Genomic DNA, 17,079 nt, shown 5'->3' with positions numbered 1-17,079 from the left:
GTTTTTGGTTTTACGCCCTAAAGGCAAAGACTCGCTATTCATTTACGAGGAATGACCAAAATCTATCTCAAGGAGACCATTTCACTTCATCGCGTTAGACAACATTTATCATTTCATTCATCTAGTCTTGCTAAGTGAGCAAAAACTAAGCGCGAAATCTCAACATGACCTTATTTTCATCAAGAAAACATCGCAAGGGATCTTTAGCCCAGTTATAATCCGCCAGTTAATTGCAGCGCGACCATGCGCCACAAATTCTAAGGAGATACCTTCCATGCCCGGTTTTGAATTATTTGGTCCAGAAGAAAAACAAGAAGTTGCCGATGTGATGGAGCACGGCTTTACCTTCCGTTATAACTTCGACCATATGCGTAATGATCGCTGGAAGACTCGCGATATGGAGCAACTGCTCTGCGAGAAAATGAATGTTAAGCATGCTCATCTGTTATCAAGCGGTACAGCCGCGCTGCAAACGGCGATGATGGCCGCGGGCATTGGCGCTGGCGATGAAGTTATCGTGCCACCTTTTACCTTTGTTGCGTCTGTAGAAGCGATTTTCATGGCCGGTGCAGTACCGATTTTTGCCGAAATCGACGAAACCCTGTGTTTATCACCAGAGGGCATTGAAGCGGCAATTACTCCACGTACTAAAGCGGTAAACTTAGTACACATGTGTGGCTCTATGGCCAAGATGGACGAAATCAAAGCCATTTGTAAAAAGCACAACTTAGTATTGTTAGAAGATGCTTGCCAAGCCATTGGCGGCAGCTACAAGGGCCAAGCCCTCGGTACTATCGGTGATGTCGGTTGTTACTCTTTCGATTCTGTTAAAACCATCACCTGTGGTGAAGGCGGCGCGGTGATCACCAATAACACCGAAATTTACGATAACGCCCACCAGTTCTCCGATCATGGCCATGACCATATTGGTAAAGACCGTGGCGCCGAGTCACACCCGATTATGGGTCTGAATTTCCGTATATCTGAAATGAATGCGGCCTTAGGGTTAGCCCAGTTACGTAAACTCGATACCATTATCGACATTCAACGTAAAAACAAAAAAGCCATTAAAGAAGCTATGGCGAGCATTCCTGAAGTCAGCTTCCGCGAAATCCCCGATCCAGAGGGTGATTCAGCTGGCTTCTTAAGCTTTATGTTACCAACAGAAGCCCGTACCCAAGAGATCAGCAAGAAATTAGCTGCAAATGGTGTAGATGGCTGCTTCTACTGGTACGTGAACAACTGGCATTATCTGAAAAACTGGAAACACATTCAGGAGCTTAAGGCCCCTGCTGCGTTACCAATCACATTAATCGCCGACCGACCTGACTATACTCAAATTTCTGTGCCGAAATCTGATGCCATTATGAGCCGCACTATTTCTATGCTCATTAAATTGTCTTGGACCGATGCTCAGATTGCCGAGCGTATTGAAAACATTAAGAAAGCATTTGCCCAATAATTAAACGGGAGTTTTTGCAATGAGTTTTAAAAATTTTAAAGTAGTTGAAAAGATGATCTTCGGTCGTGGCTCTTTCGCTCAGTTAGACGACGTCTTAGCTGCACAGCGTAAAAACGACGATGACTTCGTGGTATTTTTAGTCGATGACGTTCACCAAGGCAAACCACTCGAAGCACGCATCCCAGTCAAAGCCCAAGACTTACTGATTTGGGTTAACGTTGATGAAGAGCCAAGCACGATTCAAATCGATGCCCTGACCGAACAAGTGCAAGCTTTCAATAGCAAACTGCCCGTCAGCGTCGTTGGTTTAGGTGGCGGTTCAACCATGGACGTGGCAAAAGCGGTATCGCTAATGCTGACCAACCCAGGCGGCTCAGCCATGTACCAAGGTTGGGATTTAATCAAAAACCCAGCGGTACACCACATTGGTATTCCAACAATTTCTGGTACCGGTGCTGAAGCATCACGCACAGCGGTATTGTGTGGTCCAGTGCGTAAACTAGGTCTGAACTCAGACTACACTGTGTTCGACCAAATCATCATGGACTCAGAGTTAATCGATGGCGTTGAAACTGACCAGTGGTTCTACACCGGTATGGATTGCTATATCCACTGTGTGGAATCCTTAGAAGGTACCTTCTTAAACGAATTCTCTAAAGCCTATGCCGAAAAAGCCATGGAGCTTTGCCGCCAAGTGTACTTAGAAGATCACCCAGAAAAAGACGACAAGCTGATGATGGCGTCATTTATGGGCGGTATGAGTATCGCTTACAGCCAAGTAGGTGCATGCCACGCGGTATCCTATGGTCTGTCTTACATCCTCGGCTACCACCATGGTATCGGTAACTGTATCGCCTTTGACGTGTTAGAAGAATTCTACCCAGAAGGTGTGGCAGAGTTCCGTCAGATGATGAAGAAACACAACATCACTCTGCCAAAGAACATCTGTAAAGATCTACCAGATGAAACCATCGCGAAAATGGTTGCCGTGACTAAGAGCATGGGTCCATTATGGGCAAACGTGTACGGCCCAACATGGGAAGAGAAAGTCACTGACGAAATGTTGACTGCCCTGTTCCGTCGCATTTAAGCTCTCAAGCAGATGACAAGGGCTCATTGTGAGCCCTTTTGTCTATCTACACTGCATATCTCTGATAAAGTAGGATAATTTAATGAATGTGACTCTGTTAATCCCGGCGCGTTATGGTTCAAGCCGCTTCCCGGGCAAGCCCTTAGCCCCGATTAACGGCAAGCCGATGATCCAACACGTGTATGAACGCGCGTCGTTAGCCAAAGGCCTCACCAATATTTACGTTGCAACCGATGATGAGCGTATTAAAAGCGCCGTAGAAGGTTTTGGCGGCAAAGTGGTCATGACCAGCCCTGATGCGGCATCGGGCACAGACCGTATCAATGATGCGATTAACCAATTAGGTTTAAAGGATGACGATCTGGTCATCAACCTTCAGGGCGACCAACCCCTAATCGACCCGACTTCCATCGAGCAAGTGATCAGCCTCTTCGAACGTCATCCAGGCGAGTTTGAAATGGCGACCCTCGGCTATGAAATTGTCAACAAGGCCGAACTTGACGATCCTATGCATGTGAAGATGGTGTTCGATAACGACTATTACGCGCTGTATTTCTCCCGCGCGCGGATTCCCTTCGGTCGCGATACCAAAGATTATCCAGTTTACAAGCACTTAGGCGTGTATGCTTACACACGCAGATTTGTGCAAGCCTTTGCAGCCCTACCTTTAGGTCGTCTCGAAGATCTTGAAAAGTTAGAGCAGCTACGCGCTCTAGAACATGGCCATAAGATCAAAGTTGCCATCAGTGCCTTCGACTCAATCGAAGTTGACACGCCAGAAGATATTCGTAAGTGTGAGCAGCGTTTAGCCGTTGATTAATCAGGGTGTTGCTCAATAAGGAGTTGTTATGTCGAGCTTAGAAGTGTGGATCATTATAATTTTGGTGGTAGGTGTGATTGCCAGCAATCTTGCCGCACTGAAATACAGTGCCAAATTCAAACTGCCACAGTTTGGTCAGCACGATAAAGAGAAACAACTAAAATCCGACATGACTCAGCCTCCACACGAAGCCGATGGTAACGAAACGCAAAATCCAGATAAGTCATCGAATCAGTCCAAATAGACTAAGATTAACATTCATCTTGATCTCCCCTCACAAAAAGGCGCATCGGCGCCTTTTTGCATTTCTTACCATCCCTTTAAATCCTACTTCAGATTTTGTAACAAACGAACTCAAGTGATTCATCCATAAACTAGCGGTTAGCACAAAGCTACAATTAACATTCGCGCATAAAAAAACCAGCCGAAGCTGGTTTTTTATGTATTAAGTCACGCATTAAGCAATCAGGATAAAGCCAAAGAATGCAATAACCGCTGCAATTAACGCATAAGGTAGCTGAGTCACAGCATGGCTTACTAAGTTACAACCCGAGCCTTGGGCAGCTAAAACGGTTGAATCAGAGTAGAAACACGCTTGGCTACCAAAAGAAGAAGCCGACAACAGCGCACCAATCACTAATGGAATATCCGCACCCACCGATTGCGCCAGAGGCATCACGATTGGGATGGTTACTGCAAAAATTCCCCAACTAGAACCCGTCGCAAAGGCCAAAATCGCCATTGATAGGAATACCACGGCAGGTAACAGCTTAGGCGTCATAAATGGGCTTAAAGATTCAATCACGTACTGTGGCAGTAATAGCGCATCACACACATCTTTAAACACAAATGCCGCTATTACGGTACCAATAGCTGGCAACATGCTCTTAAAACCATCAATCATTTGATCCATCATTTCAGAGAGAGGCATCAAACGCTGAACTGCATAGTAAGGGAGCGTGATAACCAGCGTCGCTAATAACCCTTTCCACACGTCGATATCAAAATAAACGGTAAAAGCAACCAGTAATAAAATTGGCACTAAAAAGTTATGCAATTTGCCTTGATTGTCAGCATGCTTAAACTCTTCTTCAATTGCCGCGATGGCATATTCATCAGAGGTTTGCACTTGGTCTAAATCGACTTGCGCTTCAGCGGGCTCGCCTTTTGCTGCGCGCAGCTCGGCTTTTTTCATCGGGCCAATAGCAGGTACCACGCCCAATGCAACCAGTAATACCATCGCGACGGCTAACCAAGCATAAAGCATATAGGGTATAGCTTGCATGTAGACGCTAATGCCCTGACCTTCAGCGGCCACACCGTTATCGACCAGTAAGCCACCAAAAAACACCGCCCACGTGGAGAGCGGCACTAATACACACACAGGAGCCGCTGTGGAATCCACCACATAAGCCAGCATTTCGCGGGAGACTTTAAACTTATCCGTTACACGCTTCATGGTTTCACCCACAGTTAGCGCATTCAGATAGTCATCAATAAAAATCACAATTCCCAGAATAAAGGTCATAAACAGGGAAGATCTTGGCCCTTTTGCAAATTTCAATGCATTTCGACCAAATGCCAAAGCACCGCCAGTACGTACTAACAGCGCAATCAAGGCACCAAAACAGCCACACACCAAAATCAACCAACCGATAGTTTCATCGGCCATGACTTTTAATGAAGTACTTGCAAAATTATTTAAAACTTGCGTTGGATCAAGTAACAAAAAACCCGTTACCGCACCAATGATCAAAGATAAAATGGGGCGGCGTAACCAAACGGCCAACACCAATACCACCAAAGGTGGAATAAGACTTAACGCTGTCGGTTCAGACATGCACTTAGGTCCTCTAAATAAGTCGCCTAAAAGGCAAAAGTTTTTAGAACAGCGCCTGAAATCACCTCGATAACGGACGCCAATATTGCTGCTTCATGATGACTAACTCCGCTGATAAAACCTGCTAAAAGCTTGTTATCTTAGGTGCCCTGCCGAAAACATCGCGCAGAAAATAAAGCGCATCGAATATCGAGTCAACTATAAATTTATGCTAGCGCTAAATAATTTTTCATCTTGAATTAAAAAACGATTTATCAACTTGATTTTAAACAAAATAACCAGAGTGTGATGAATTTTTTATTTCAACCTAAATGCTTAATAAGCATTCAGTTAATCTGCCTAAATATGGAAAAATTACCGAATGCAGGATAATGCGACATTAACTTAAATCAACTCTGATAAATCAGCAGTTAAGCAAACACTGATTAACATTTTTACTAACATCTTGCCCCTAGGGTAATGCGGTTGTAGTAAAACAGAGTGCATGAGCCAATGCAGCCTAATTGATAGGTACAAAGGCTAACCCCATAACAAGATGCAGTATAAAAAATCAAAATTAGACACAATAACGGCACATATAACTTGTATAAATTTATTTAATGCCAGGTTAAAGCATATTTAACTAGTACGTTTAATAAAAAAAACATGGTATTTGTGCTCAATGCCCCTTCCTTAAATCAGATAATTTCGTTATGGTGCACAAACTTAAGCCAAAATTAACTGCATGTTTCGAGGTGTAAATGCGCCCTATCATCAAATCCAATAAGCTGGATACTGTTTGCTACGACATCCGCGGCCCAGTGCACAAGGAAGCCAGACGTTTAGAAGACGAAGGCCACAGGATCCTCAAACTCAATATTGGTAACCCTGCTCCCTTCGGTTTTGAAGCACCAGAAGAAATTGTGCGCGATGTGATCCTTAATCTCCCGAGTGCCCAGGGCTACTGTGAATCAAAAGGATTATTCTCAGCCCGCAAGGCGATCGTGCAGCATTATCAAGCGCAGGGTATCTATGGCGTTGATATCGAAGATGTCTATATTGGTAACGGCGTGTCAGAACTGATCATGATGGCCATGCAGGGCTTATTGAACACCGCTGATGAAGTACTGATCCCTTCACCCGATTACCCACTGTGGACGGCCGCAGCTAACTTAGCCGGCGGTAAAGCCGTACATTATCGCTGTGATGAAGAAGCGGATTGGTTTCCCGATCTTGATGATATTAAGAGCAAAATATCTTCTCGCACCCGTGGTATTGTACTAATCAACCCGAATAATCCTACAGGTGCGGTTTACAGCAAAGAATTACTGCTGCAAGTTATCGAGCTTTGCCGTGAACATAACCTGATTTTATTTGCTGATGAAATTTACGACAAAATTTTATACGACGAAGCCAAGCATATTCCTGCGGCTAGTCTGTCGGACGATATTTTAACGGTTACCTTCAATGGGCTATCTAAGGCTTATCGCGCTGCTGGCTTTCGTGTTGGTTGGATGATGTTGTCTGGTAATCTTAAGGCTGCAAAGAGTTATATCGAAGGGTTAGAGATGCTCTCCTCGATGCGCCTGTGTGCCAACGTGCCCAATCAACATGCGATTCAAACCGCACTCGGTGGCTATCAAAGTATTAACGAGCTGATACTGCCTAATGGCCGCCTCACAGTCCAAAGAGATGCATGTTACGAGCTGTTGAATCAAATCCCAGGCGTGAGCGTGAAAAAGCCTAAGGGCGCACTCTATGCTTTCCCCAAATTGGATATGAAAAAGTTCAATCTCAGGGATGATGAGCGCCTAGTACTCGATTTATTAAGGGATAAAAAAATCCTATTAGTGCACGGCACTGCCTTTAATTGGCCGGAACCTGATCATCTCCGTGTGGTGTTTTTACCCTATAAAGAAGATCTAACGAAGGCATTAACTGAATTTGGTAACTTCCTGGAAGCCTATAAACAATAAATGGGTTTAAGCATCACGCTTACTTAGCAAACCTAGGCAATAAAGCGATCAACAAGATCGCTTTATTTTTGTATTTGTTCTGTAAATCCTACCATTATTTCACTCACTTATCCTTGCGATAAGTGTTAGGCTTACGCTCAATAGCCGTACTTGCACTTTGCTTTTCACTTATCTTCAGAGTCGAGTGACGCGCCTTTTAGCCTTCATTTAAAGGAGCCTTATGAGTCATTTATTTGCCCACCTTGCCAGAATGAAACTTATCCAGCGCTGGCCTTTAATGTACAACGTGCGCACCGAAAACGTTCAGGAACACTCTCTGCAAGTCGCCATGGTGGCACACGCCTTAGTCATTATCAGTAATAAGAAATTTGGCACGACTCTCGATGCCCATCAAGCTACCAGTTTGGCTATATTCCATGATGCCAGTGAGATTTTAACTGGCGATTTACCCACCCCGGTGAAGTATTTCAATAAAGAAATTGAAGCCGAGTATAAAAAAATTGAAGCCATTGCCGAACAGCGCATGCTCGATATGGTACCTGATGAATTTAAAGAGGATTATCGCAGCCTGTTTATCAGCGATAACGCCGATCCAATCTACAAAGCCATAGTTAAATCAGCCGATACCCTGTGTGCTTACCTGAAGTGTTTAGAGGAAAATCGCGCTGGCAATACTGAATTTAACACCGCACGAAAACGCCTCGAAGCCATGCTCGAGTCCAATCCTAACCCTGCAGTGAAATATTTTATGGATTGCTTTGTGCCCAGTTTTACCTTGAATTTAGACGAAATAAACAAGATGCTCTGATGTACCACTCCCGCTAGGAATGCATATGACCGCAAGTGTTTGGCAAGAACGCCGCCATGGTGAAGATAAACAAAGACGTAATGATCATCGCAGCCCATACCAAAGGGACAGGGCGCGGATCCTCCACTCTGCTGCATTTCGTCGCCTGCAAGCAAAAACCCAAGTGCTTGGCGTAGGCATGAATGACTTCTATCGCACGCGCTTAACCCACTCACTGGAGGTCTCACAAATCGGCACGGGGATCGCCGCTCAGCTAAGTCGTAAATATCCCGAGCATAAGCCCTTATTAGACTCAATGAGTTTGCTGGAATCATTATGCCTTGCCCATGATATTGGTCATCCGCCCTTTGGTCATGGTGGTGAAGTTGCCCTTAACTATATGATGCGCCACCACGGAGGCTTTGAAGGCAATGGCCAGACATTTCGTATTCTCTCTAAACTCGAGCCCTACACCTTAGATTTTGGGATGAATCTGTGCCGCAGAACCATGTTAGGAATTTTAAAATATCCCGCACCACAATCGCACCTGTTTGTCGCAGGCAATCATCCTGAAATCACCAACCACAGACAACTTAAACCGTCACAATGGCCGCCAGTTAAAGGCATATTCGACGATGATAATGACATCTTCGACTGGGTGCTTGAGCCATTAACTGCGGCAGATAGAACTCGCTTTACCTCAGTCCAACCAAGTGTTCAGCCCAACTATCCGCACCTGCGTACCCAATATAAATCCTTCGATTGCTCCATCATGGAGCTAGCGGACGATATTGCCTATGCAGTACATGATCTTGAAGATGCCATCGTCATGGGGATAGTAACGGCATCACAATGGCAGCAGGATGTGGCGCCAACATTTGAGCACAGTAATGATCTCTGGATCCGCCAAGAATTGGCCGATATCGGTACTAAACTGTTCTCCCACGAGCATCATCTGCGTAAAGATGCCATAGGTACCTTAGTGAATGGCTTTGTCACCGCCATTATCATCAATGACGATCCGGCTTTCGAGGAACCGTTGCTGCGGTTTAATGCCAGCCTTGAACCCGACTTTGCCCATGCGCTCAATGTGTTAAAACAGCTAGTGTATAAATATGTTATCCGTAAACCCGAGATCCAAATGCTCGAATACAAAGGGCAACAAATTGTGATGGGGTTATTTGAAGCATTTGCCTCCGATCCCGAGCGCCTGTTACCGCTTAACACTCAAGAGCGTTGGCGCGCAAGCGAACAACAGGGTCTAAACAGTCACAGAGTCTTAGCCGATTATATATCAGGGATGACGGACGAGTTTGCCGGACGGCTCTATCAACAACTCTTTAGCCCTAAGGCTGGCTCAAACGTGGAGTTGAGTAAAGAAATGTAGCCTTTTGATTTAGTAATAAAAAACCACCGAAAAGGTGGTTTTTGTTCGCAAATTAATCCGTGAAATAGCGGATTAAAGTCCGCCAATCGCCTCTTTACAAAGCTGAGTGATACGATCCCAATCGCCCTGCTCCATCGCATCAGTAGGTGCAATCCAACTGCCACCAATACAATCCACATTTTTCAGCGCTAAGTAATCTTTATAGCTGCTCGGTGTAATACCACCTGTCGGGCAGAAGCGGATATCGGCTAACGGGCCAGAGAAAGCCTTGAGTGCATCCACTCCACCAGACGCTTCAGCAGGGAAGAATTTAAAGTGGGTGTACCCAAGCGCCATACCCGTCATCACTTCGGAAATACTAGCAACGCCAGGAATTAACGGCACCGGGCCTTGCATCCCCGCTTTGAGCAGTTCAACTGTTGCACCAGGGGTGATAATAAATTGCGCACCCGCAGCAATCGCTTGCTCAAGCTGGGCTTCATTTAAAATAGTCCCAGCGCCGACTAGCGCCTCTGGTACTTCCTTAGCGATTTTGGTGATCGCTTCAAGAGCACACGGCGTGCGTAATGTCACTTCTAACACGCTAATCCCACCGGCGACCAGAGCTTTGGCTAACGGCACCGCATGTTCAATCTTGTTAATCACCATAACAGGAACAATAGGGCTGCGTTTAAAAATATCTTGTGGTTGTAATGACCAGTTATTCTCAAGCATTGCGTTATTCTTCCTTTGTATTAGTAAAGTTCATCGATGGCGCTAGTACTACGCGCACCGGTTTCTGGACTGCTTAAGTTTGAACGCAGTGCCCCAAATAACTCACGACCCATGCCATAACGAGAATGGCGTAAATCAATTTCAGCGGCAGTTCTGGCTGCAAGCTCGGTGTCTGAGACTAATAAACTCAGCTCGCCAGTCAGCGCATCAACACGAATTAAATCGCCGTCTTGTACCTTGGCAATTAACCCGCCATCAATCGCTTCTGGGGTTAAATGAATCGCCGCAGGCACTTTGCCCGATGCACCCGACATACGACCGTCGGTCATCAGCGCCACTTTAAAGCCTTTATCCTGTAGTGAACCAAGCAGCGGCGTTAGTTTATGCAGCTCTGGCATACCATTGGCTTTCGGCCCTTGGCCTTTCACCACCACCACACAATCTCGGTCTAATGCACCGGATTTAAATAACGCATCGAGTTTGTTTTGATCGTCAATCACCACAGCGGGCGCTTCCACCACTCGATGCTGCGGTTGAACGGCAGACACTTTTATCACCGCGCGGCCTAAGTTGCCCTTAAGCAGTTTTAAACCACCGTTGTTTTGGAAAGGTGTAGCGACAGAGGTTAATACTTCGGTATCTAAGCTGACGGTTGGACCATCGACCCAGCGCAGCTCGCCATCGAGTAATTTGGGCTCTTGGGTGTAACGACGTAGACCAAAACCTGCAACTGTGTTGACATCCTCGTGCAGTAAGCCCGCATCGAGTAATTCCTTGATAAGGAAGGCCATCCCGCCAGCGGCGTGGAAATGGTTAATATCCGCATGACCGTTTGGATAAACCCGAGCCAGCAATGGCACCGCATCGGATAATTCAGAAAAGTCATCCCAGTTGACAATAATGCCCGCTGCACGCGCCGCCGCCACGATATGCATGGTTAAGTTTGTTGAACCACCAGTCGCCAGCAGTGCAACAATGCCGTTCACTATCGATTTTTCATTAACAATTTCACCGATTGGGCTGTATTGAGTGCCCAGCTCGGTTAAGCGACACACCTGCTTGGCCGCCATTTTATTCAGGGCTTCACGCAGTGGATCGTCAGGATTCACAAAAGATGAACCGGGCAATTGTAGGCCCATGACTTCGAGCATCAATTGGTTTGAGTTAGCCGTACCATAGAAGGTACAAGTACCCGCACTGTGGTAAGACTGGGCTTCCGCTTCGAGTAGTTGTGCTCTATCGACCTTACCTTGGGCAAATTGCTGACGAATACGGGCTTTTTCCTTGTTAGGAATACCCGATTTCATCGGGCCTGCTGGCACAAACAGCATGGGTAAATGGCCAAAACTTAACGCACCAATCAATAAACCAGGCACAATTTTGTCGCAAATACCAAGGAGTAAGGCGCCATCGAACATATTGTGGGATAAGCCAACCGCGGTTGCCATGGCAATCACTTCACGACTCAGTAAGCTCAGCTCCATCCCGGGTTGACCTTGAGTCACGCCGTCACACATGGCGGGAACACCACCGGCCACCTGTGCAACACTACCCACTTCCTGACAGGCCTTTTTCAATAAATCAGGATACGTTTCATAGGGTTGATGTGCCGACAACATATCGTTGAATGCAGTAATAATCCCGATATTGGCCTTCGTCAATTGACGTAATGCGTTTTTATCATCGGGGTTACAAGCCGCAAAACCATGGGCTAAGTTACCGCAGCTTAACGAGCTACGGTGTACGCCATGGTTACGGGCATCGTTTAATGCAGCAAGGTATGCTTCACGTGATGCTTTGCTACGGGCAATAATTCTGTCGGTAACAGATTGAACGACTGAGTGCATGAGAGTGACTCCTTAAGCGCTCCAGAACACGTCAACGGGCGTTTTACGCTGCGCTAATACGGCTCTGATAGGCATAGCATTAACATCATCATTTTCTAAGGCTTGACGATATACGGATAATTTCTGTTCCCCAACCAAATGCAGATAAATCTGTCTGCTATTGAGGATCGCATTCTTAGATAATGTGATCCGACCATGGGGCGCCGTGGTGGGATTGGTTGCCACGCACAAAGCTTGAGTAGTTAAGGCATCGTTTAACTCAGCACTGCAAGGGAACCATGAGCAAGTGTGACCATCGTTGCCCATCCCGAGCACCACCACATCGAAGGGACGCGGGAAGTTAGACAGCAACTCGGCGGTCATATCGGCGCCCGCTTCGGCGGTGGAAAACATATTCTTCAATCCGCGGAACTTGGCATTGGCCGCGCGGTTTTGCAATAAATGCTCGCGCACTAAACGTTCGTTAGAGGCGCTATCTTCGACATCGACCCAACGCTCATCGGCAAGCGTAATGTAAACATCACTCCAGTCGATAGATTTCATGCTAAGCAGCTCAAACAGTTTCAGCGGCGTTGAGCCGCCAGAGACCACTAAACTCGCCTTACCACGGGCATCCACCGCTTCTTGTAACTGGCTAGCGATCTTATTCGCTAACTGTTGCTCGAGCGCAGCAGGTGTATCAAAGGATTTAAATACGGTTTCTTTAATCATCAAAGCCCCCTATTCATCCCACGAACGACCGTCTTTGGTGATCAGCGCGACGGAAGCCACGGGGCCCCAAGTGCCCGCAGGATAAGGTTTCGGTTTTTCATTGCTCTGTTCCCATGCTTGGATGATGCCATCAACCCATGTCCAAGCTTGCTCCACTTCGTCTCGGCGAACGAACAAGGCTTGATTACCGAGCATGGCTTCAAGCAATAAACGCTCGTAGGCATCGGCAATGCGCTCGTTTTTGAAAGTATCCGAGAAACTCAAGTCGAGTTTGGTGGTTTGCAGACGTTGTTTTTGCTCTAACCCTGGCACCTTGTTCATCATCTGGATCTCAACCCCTTCGTGTGGTTGCAGACGGATGGTTAACTTGTTAGGTGGCAAGTTACGGTAGCTAGAGCGATACAAGTTATGCGGTGGATTTTTAAAATACACCACAATTTCAGAACTCTTAAACGGCATGCGCTTACCGCTGCGCAGATAGAACGGCACGCCAGCCCAACGCCAGTTATCAATGTCGACACGCAGCGCAACAAAGGTTTCAGTATGCGAGTGTACGTTCGCCCCTTCTTCCTCTAAATAACCAGGCACTGGACTGCCCTTGAGGAAGCCAGCACTGTACTGACCACGGACGGTGTTTTCATAGACATTGTCAGCATTAATCGGCCGCAGCGACTTCAGTACTTTCACCTTTTCATCGCGGATACTGTCAGCATCTAAGTTAACAGGTGGATCCATCGCAACCAGCGTCAACACTTGCAGTAAGTGGTTTTGGATCATATCGCGCATTTGACCAGCTTTATCGAAGTAACCCCAACGGCCTTCAATACCCACTTCTTCGGCAACCGTGATCTGGACATGGTCAATGGTCCGGTTATCCCATTTAGAGGCAAATAAGGAGTTAGCAAAACGCAGCGCAATTAAGTTTTGAACGGTCTCTTTACCGAGATAATGGTCGATACGGTAGACTTGGCTTTCTTTAAAGTAGGCAGAAACTTGATCGTTAATCACACGGGAAGATGCGAGATCAGAGCCAATGGGTTTTTCGAGAACGACGCGCGAGTCGCTGTGGATCAGATTTTGTTCATGTAAACAGCGGCAGATATCCCCAAAAATCGACGGTGGAGTGGCAAAGTAACTGACCATGACACGCTCTTCTGGTTTGAGCAATTCATGGAAGGCGCTGTAACCTGCTGAATCAGTAAAATTAGTGCCGACATAATGACAACGGGACACGAATCGGTTAAGCGTTTCTTCGCAGAGGGGTTCTTTGACGAAGGTGTTTAACGCAAGAATGACTAGCTCTCTAAACTCATCCTGACTAAATTCATCTTTTGCGACACCGATCACCTTAGTATCTTTGTCGAGAAGTTCAGCCTTATCTAACTGGTATAAAGAAGGTAACAACTTGCGTCTTGCCAAGTCGCCTTTAGTACCAAAGAGTACGAAGTCACAAGCTTTGGCGCCTGATGATGTTTTGCCCATTGCGTTACGCTCTCCTTTGTATGTCGTGTCCCTTCATGCTAATGAAGGAATCCACACTTTTGTTGTAATATAACAACAGAATTTGTTAAATGCATCTCTTTTTATCAATATTAACATTCTAGCTAACTAGGCACCTAAGGCATAAATCTGATATGATTTTTGTGCTTAAATTACTGATGATAGTAAATTCTTATTTCAAAAACCGACGTAAAACTTACTTAAGCAATCTTGATTAGTGGGATCGTCAAGCTGATCTGTGGCACTAAACAAAAAAAAATAAAATTACATACTCAATTTAGCGGACATACGCGTATGAATACCCTAGAAAAGGTTCAAAAAAGCCTCACCCATTTTAGTAAGTCAGAACGCAAGGTTGCAGAGGTCATCTTAGCCTCTCCGCAAACAGCTATTCACTCCAGTATCGCCACACTCGCTAAGATGGCAGATGTCAGTGAACCTACTGTGAACCGTTTCTGTCGCCGCTTAGATACTAAAGGCTTTCCTGATTTTAAGTTACATCTGGCACAAAGTCTCGCAAACGGCACGCCTTATGTGAGTCGCCATGTGGAAGAAGATGATTCTCCCGAATCATACACAACAAAAATATTCGAATCTTCAATGGCTTCTTTAGATACTGCCCGTCAAAGTTTAGACGTAGCGGCCATCAATAAAGCCGTTGATATTCTGACTCAGGCCAAGACAATTTCATTCTTTGGCTTAGGGGCATCAGCCTCAGTCGCCCATGACGCACAAAATAAATTTTTCCGTTTTAATGTGCCTGTCATCTGTTTTGACGATGTTCTGATGCAACGCATGAGTTGTATCAACAGCAATGAAGGCGATGTTGTGGTTTTAATTTCCCACACAGGCCGCACTAAGTCATTGATTGAAATAGCACGTTTAGCAAGAGAAAACGGCGCTGCCGTTATTGGTATTACGGCTCGTAACTCGCCGTTATCGATGGAATGTACACTGCCTGTGACGATGGAGGTGCCAGAGGATACAGATATGTATTTACCTATGGCCTCGCGTTTAGCGCAATTGGTGACTATAGATGTATTGGCGACGGGTTTTACCCTACGCCGCGGCCCTCGTTTCCGTGATAATTTAAAACGGGTAAAAGAAGTGTTGAAAGAGTCTCGTATCAATAAAGATCCGATACTGTAATTCACTTCCTATCTTTAAAAAGGCTAGCGCAAACCCTACGTCTAGCCTTTTTTAAAGCAAATTTCAGCGATACCTCACAATTTTAAAACATAACTTCAGATCAATTTGATTGTAACTTTACTACATAATTTGGAATTGCATGCTAATATAGTCACAAGATTTTTTTAACTTTAACGGAGTATCTTATGTTCCGCAGAACCAAAATCGTCACCACCCTGGGCCCCGCCACTGACCGTGACGATAACTTACGCCGCATTATCGCGGCAGGTGCAAACGTTGTTCGTCTTAACTTCTCCCACGGCTCCCCCGAAGATCATCTCAAACGCGCGACTCAAGCTCGCGAAATTGCAAAAGAATTAGGTGTACATGTAGCGATTTTAGGTGACCTACAAGGTCCTAAAATCCGTGTCTCTACCTTTAAAGACAACAAGAAAGTCCAACTGAAATTAGGCCAAGCTTATATTCTTGATGCTGAACTCCCCAAAGGTGAAGGCGATGAGAATCAAGTCGGTATCGACTATAAGCAATTACCTGATGATGTGAATGTTGGCGACATCCTGATGCTCGATGACGGCCGTGTCCAACTACGTGTTGAGCGCGTCGAAGGTCGTAAAGTCCATACGACGGTAACGGTTGCGGGTCCTTTATCAAACAATAAAGGGATCAACAAGCAAGGTGGTGGTTTGTCCGCTGCGGCACTGACCGAAAAAGACAAGGCTGACATTCTCACCGCAGCGATGATCCAAGTGGATTATCTAGCCGTTTCCTTCCCACGTAGCGGTGCCGATTTAGAATACGCACGTTCTTTAGCACAGCAGGCTGGTAGCAATGCACTGATCGTCGCGAAAGTTGAACGTGCAGAAGCGGTTGCTAGCGATGAAGCAATGGATGATGTGATTTTAGCCTCTGACGTTGTCATGGTTGCCCGTGGAGATTTAGGGGTTGAGATTGGTGATGCTGCACTTGTGGCAGTGCAAAAGAAACTCATCGCCCGTTCACGTCAGCTCAATAAAATCGTCATCACAGCGACCCAAATGATGGAGTCAATGATCTCAAGCCCAATGCCAACCCGTGCAGAAGTGATGGACGTGGCAAACGCCGTGCTTGATGGTACCGACGCTGTGATGTTATCAGCCGAAACCGCTGCCGGTGACTTCCCTGAAGAAACGGTTAAAGCAATGGCGAATGTGTGTGTTGGTGCAGAATCTCACCCAAGTGTGAAAGTCTCTAAACACAGATTGGATGCACGTTTCACCTCAGTTGAAGAAACCATCGCCCTATCGACTATGTATGCGGCAAACCACCTAGAAGGTGTTAAAGCGATTATTGCTTTAACAGAATCAGGTGCAACACCTAAACTGATGTCGCGTATCAGTTCATCTTTACCAATCCTTGGCCTATCTCGCCATGACACAACACTGGCGAAGATGGCTCTGTACCGTGGTGTATTACCGATTTACTTCGACTCAACGATCTATCCAGCCGATGAGCTCGCGCAAAAAGCATTGGAATCATTAACCAAAGCGGGTTACTTACACAGCGGTGACTTAGTGTTAATGACCAAAGGTGATGCGATGGAAACCATCGGTGGCACTAACACCTGTAAAGTGCTAATCGTCGCTTAATCTTTGCTGATTGGCTTTCGCTAGACGAAAAAGTTAGGCTAAAAGTCATTAAACTTAAAAACAAAAACCACCTCAGTTGAGGTAATGCCGTTCACTTAAGAGTGAACGGCATTTTTCTTTGCTCTAACCGGGAACTTGTTTTTGCTCATTTTAAGGACTCGTGGATATGCCCTTTCCCGTTTACCATCCAGC

General features: G+C 45.9%; 14 protein-coding genes. 9 read left to right on the top strand and 5 right to left on the bottom strand.

What is annotated here, in order from left to right:
* Positions 1 to 274: 274 nt before the first annotated feature.
* The 4 genes from kdnA (at position 275) to M0413_RS12400 (ending at position 3,616) form a co-directional block, all read left to right on the top strand.
* On the top strand, positions 275 to 1,462 hold the full coding sequence (gene kdnA, locus M0413_RS12415) for an 8-amino-3,8-dideoxy-alpha-D-manno-octulosonate transaminase KdnA (protein WP_037418748.1): 1,188 nt from the start codon (positions 275 to 277) through the stop codon (positions 1,460 to 1,462).
* A gap of 19 nt (positions 1,463 to 1,481) precedes the next feature.
* Positions 1,482 to 2,552: a 3-deoxy-alpha-D-manno-octulosonate 8-oxidase KdnB gene (kdnB, locus tag M0413_RS12410; protein WP_088585631.1), complete on the top strand. Its 1,071-nt coding sequence runs from the start codon at positions 1,482 to 1,484 to the stop codon at positions 2,550 to 2,552.
* 82 nt (positions 2,553 to 2,634) lie between these two features.
* On the top strand, positions 2,635 to 3,372 hold the full coding sequence (gene kdsB, locus M0413_RS12405; RefSeq protein WP_011622622.1) for an 8-amino-3,8-dideoxy-manno-octulosonate cytidylyltransferase KdsB: 738 nt from the start codon (positions 2,635 to 2,637) through the stop codon (positions 3,370 to 3,372).
* A gap of 28 nt (positions 3,373 to 3,400) precedes the next feature.
* Positions 3,401 to 3,616 (top strand): DUF2897 family protein, encoded by a 216-nt coding sequence (locus M0413_RS12400; RefSeq protein WP_037418741.1) that lies wholly within the window; start codon positions 3,401 to 3,403, stop codon positions 3,614 to 3,616.
* Between the two features lie 213 nt (positions 3,617 to 3,829).
* Here M0413_RS12400 and M0413_RS12395 read toward each other — a convergent pair whose 3' ends face one another.
* Positions 3,830 to 5,212: a Na+/H+ antiporter NhaC family protein gene (locus tag M0413_RS12395; RefSeq protein WP_037418738.1), complete on the bottom strand. Its 1,383-nt coding sequence runs from the start codon at positions 5,210 to 5,212 to the stop codon at positions 3,830 to 3,832.
* Between the two features lie 740 nt (positions 5,213 to 5,952).
* Here M0413_RS12395 and M0413_RS12390 point away from each other — a divergent pair.
* The 3 genes from M0413_RS12390 to M0413_RS12380 all read left to right on the top strand — a co-directional run bounded on the left by M0413_RS12390 (position 5,953) and on the right by M0413_RS12380 (position 9,341).
* The gene (locus M0413_RS12390; protein ID WP_037418735.1) at positions 5,953 to 7,167 is read left to right on the top strand and encodes a pyridoxal phosphate-dependent aminotransferase; all 1,215 of its coding nucleotides are present in this window, start codon (positions 5,953 to 5,955) and stop codon (positions 7,165 to 7,167) included.
* Positions 7,168 to 7,387: 220 nt separating this feature from the next.
* Positions 7,388 to 7,975 carry a 5'-deoxynucleotidase gene (gene yfbR / locus M0413_RS12385; RefSeq protein WP_037430288.1) on the top strand — a complete coding sequence of 196 codons (588 nt, stop codon included), beginning with the start codon at positions 7,388 to 7,390 and terminating at the stop codon, positions 7,973 to 7,975.
* A gap of 25 nt (positions 7,976 to 8,000) precedes the next feature.
* Positions 8,001 to 9,341, top strand: coding sequence for an anti-phage deoxyguanosine triphosphatase (locus tag M0413_RS12380; RefSeq protein ID WP_249554410.1), 1,341 nt, complete (start codon positions 8,001 to 8,003; stop codon positions 9,339 to 9,341).
* 72 nt (positions 9,342 to 9,413) lie between these two features.
* Here M0413_RS12380 and M0413_RS12375 read toward each other — a convergent pair whose 3' ends face one another.
* Genes M0413_RS12375 through zwf form a run of 4 tightly spaced genes read right to left on the bottom strand, consistent with a single transcriptional unit; the run spans position 9,414 to position 14,095 of the window.
* Complete coding sequence (locus M0413_RS12375) at positions 9,414 to 10,055, bottom strand: bifunctional 4-hydroxy-2-oxoglutarate aldolase/2-dehydro-3-deoxy-phosphogluconate aldolase (protein ID WP_055648241.1); 642 nt, start codon at positions 10,053 to 10,055, stop codon at positions 9,414 to 9,416.
* Positions 10,056 to 10,075: 20 nt separating this feature from the next.
* Entirely contained in the window at positions 10,076 to 11,902 is a 1,827-nt protein-coding gene (gene edd, locus M0413_RS12370; RefSeq protein ID WP_249554409.1) for a phosphogluconate dehydratase, read from the bottom strand.
* Positions 11,903 to 11,914: 12 nt separating this feature from the next.
* Positions 11,915 to 12,613, bottom strand: coding sequence for a 6-phosphogluconolactonase (pgl, locus tag M0413_RS12365; RefSeq protein ID WP_037418721.1), 699 nt, complete (start codon positions 12,611 to 12,613; stop codon positions 11,915 to 11,917).
* 9 nt (positions 12,614 to 12,622) lie between these two features.
* The gene (zwf, locus tag M0413_RS12360; RefSeq protein WP_037418717.1) at positions 12,623 to 14,095 is read right to left on the bottom strand and encodes a glucose-6-phosphate dehydrogenase; all 1,473 of its coding nucleotides are present in this window, start codon (positions 14,093 to 14,095) and stop codon (positions 12,623 to 12,625) included.
* A gap of 312 nt (positions 14,096 to 14,407) precedes the next feature.
* Here zwf and M0413_RS12355 point away from each other — a divergent pair, with 312 nt between their 5' ends.
* Together M0413_RS12355 and pyk are read left to right on the top strand one after the other, a co-directional pair.
* Complete coding sequence (locus tag M0413_RS12355; protein ID WP_011072455.1) at positions 14,408 to 15,262, top strand: MurR/RpiR family transcriptional regulator; 855 nt, start codon at positions 14,408 to 14,410, stop codon at positions 15,260 to 15,262.
* Positions 15,263 to 15,447: 185 nt separating this feature from the next.
* Complete coding sequence (pyk, locus tag M0413_RS12350; protein ID WP_037418713.1) at positions 15,448 to 16,887, top strand: pyruvate kinase; 1,440 nt, start codon at positions 15,448 to 15,450, stop codon at positions 16,885 to 16,887.
* The last annotated feature ends 192 nt before the right edge of the window (positions 16,888 to 17,079 follow it).

The sequence above is a fragment of the Shewanella sp. 8A genome, assembly GCF_023475945.1.
GTDB lineage: Bacteria > Pseudomonadota > Gammaproteobacteria > Enterobacterales > Shewanellaceae > Shewanella > Shewanella xiamenensis.
The sequence above is the reverse complement of the archived record's forward strand: the minus strand, read 5'-3'. Positions and strand labels throughout refer to the sequence as shown.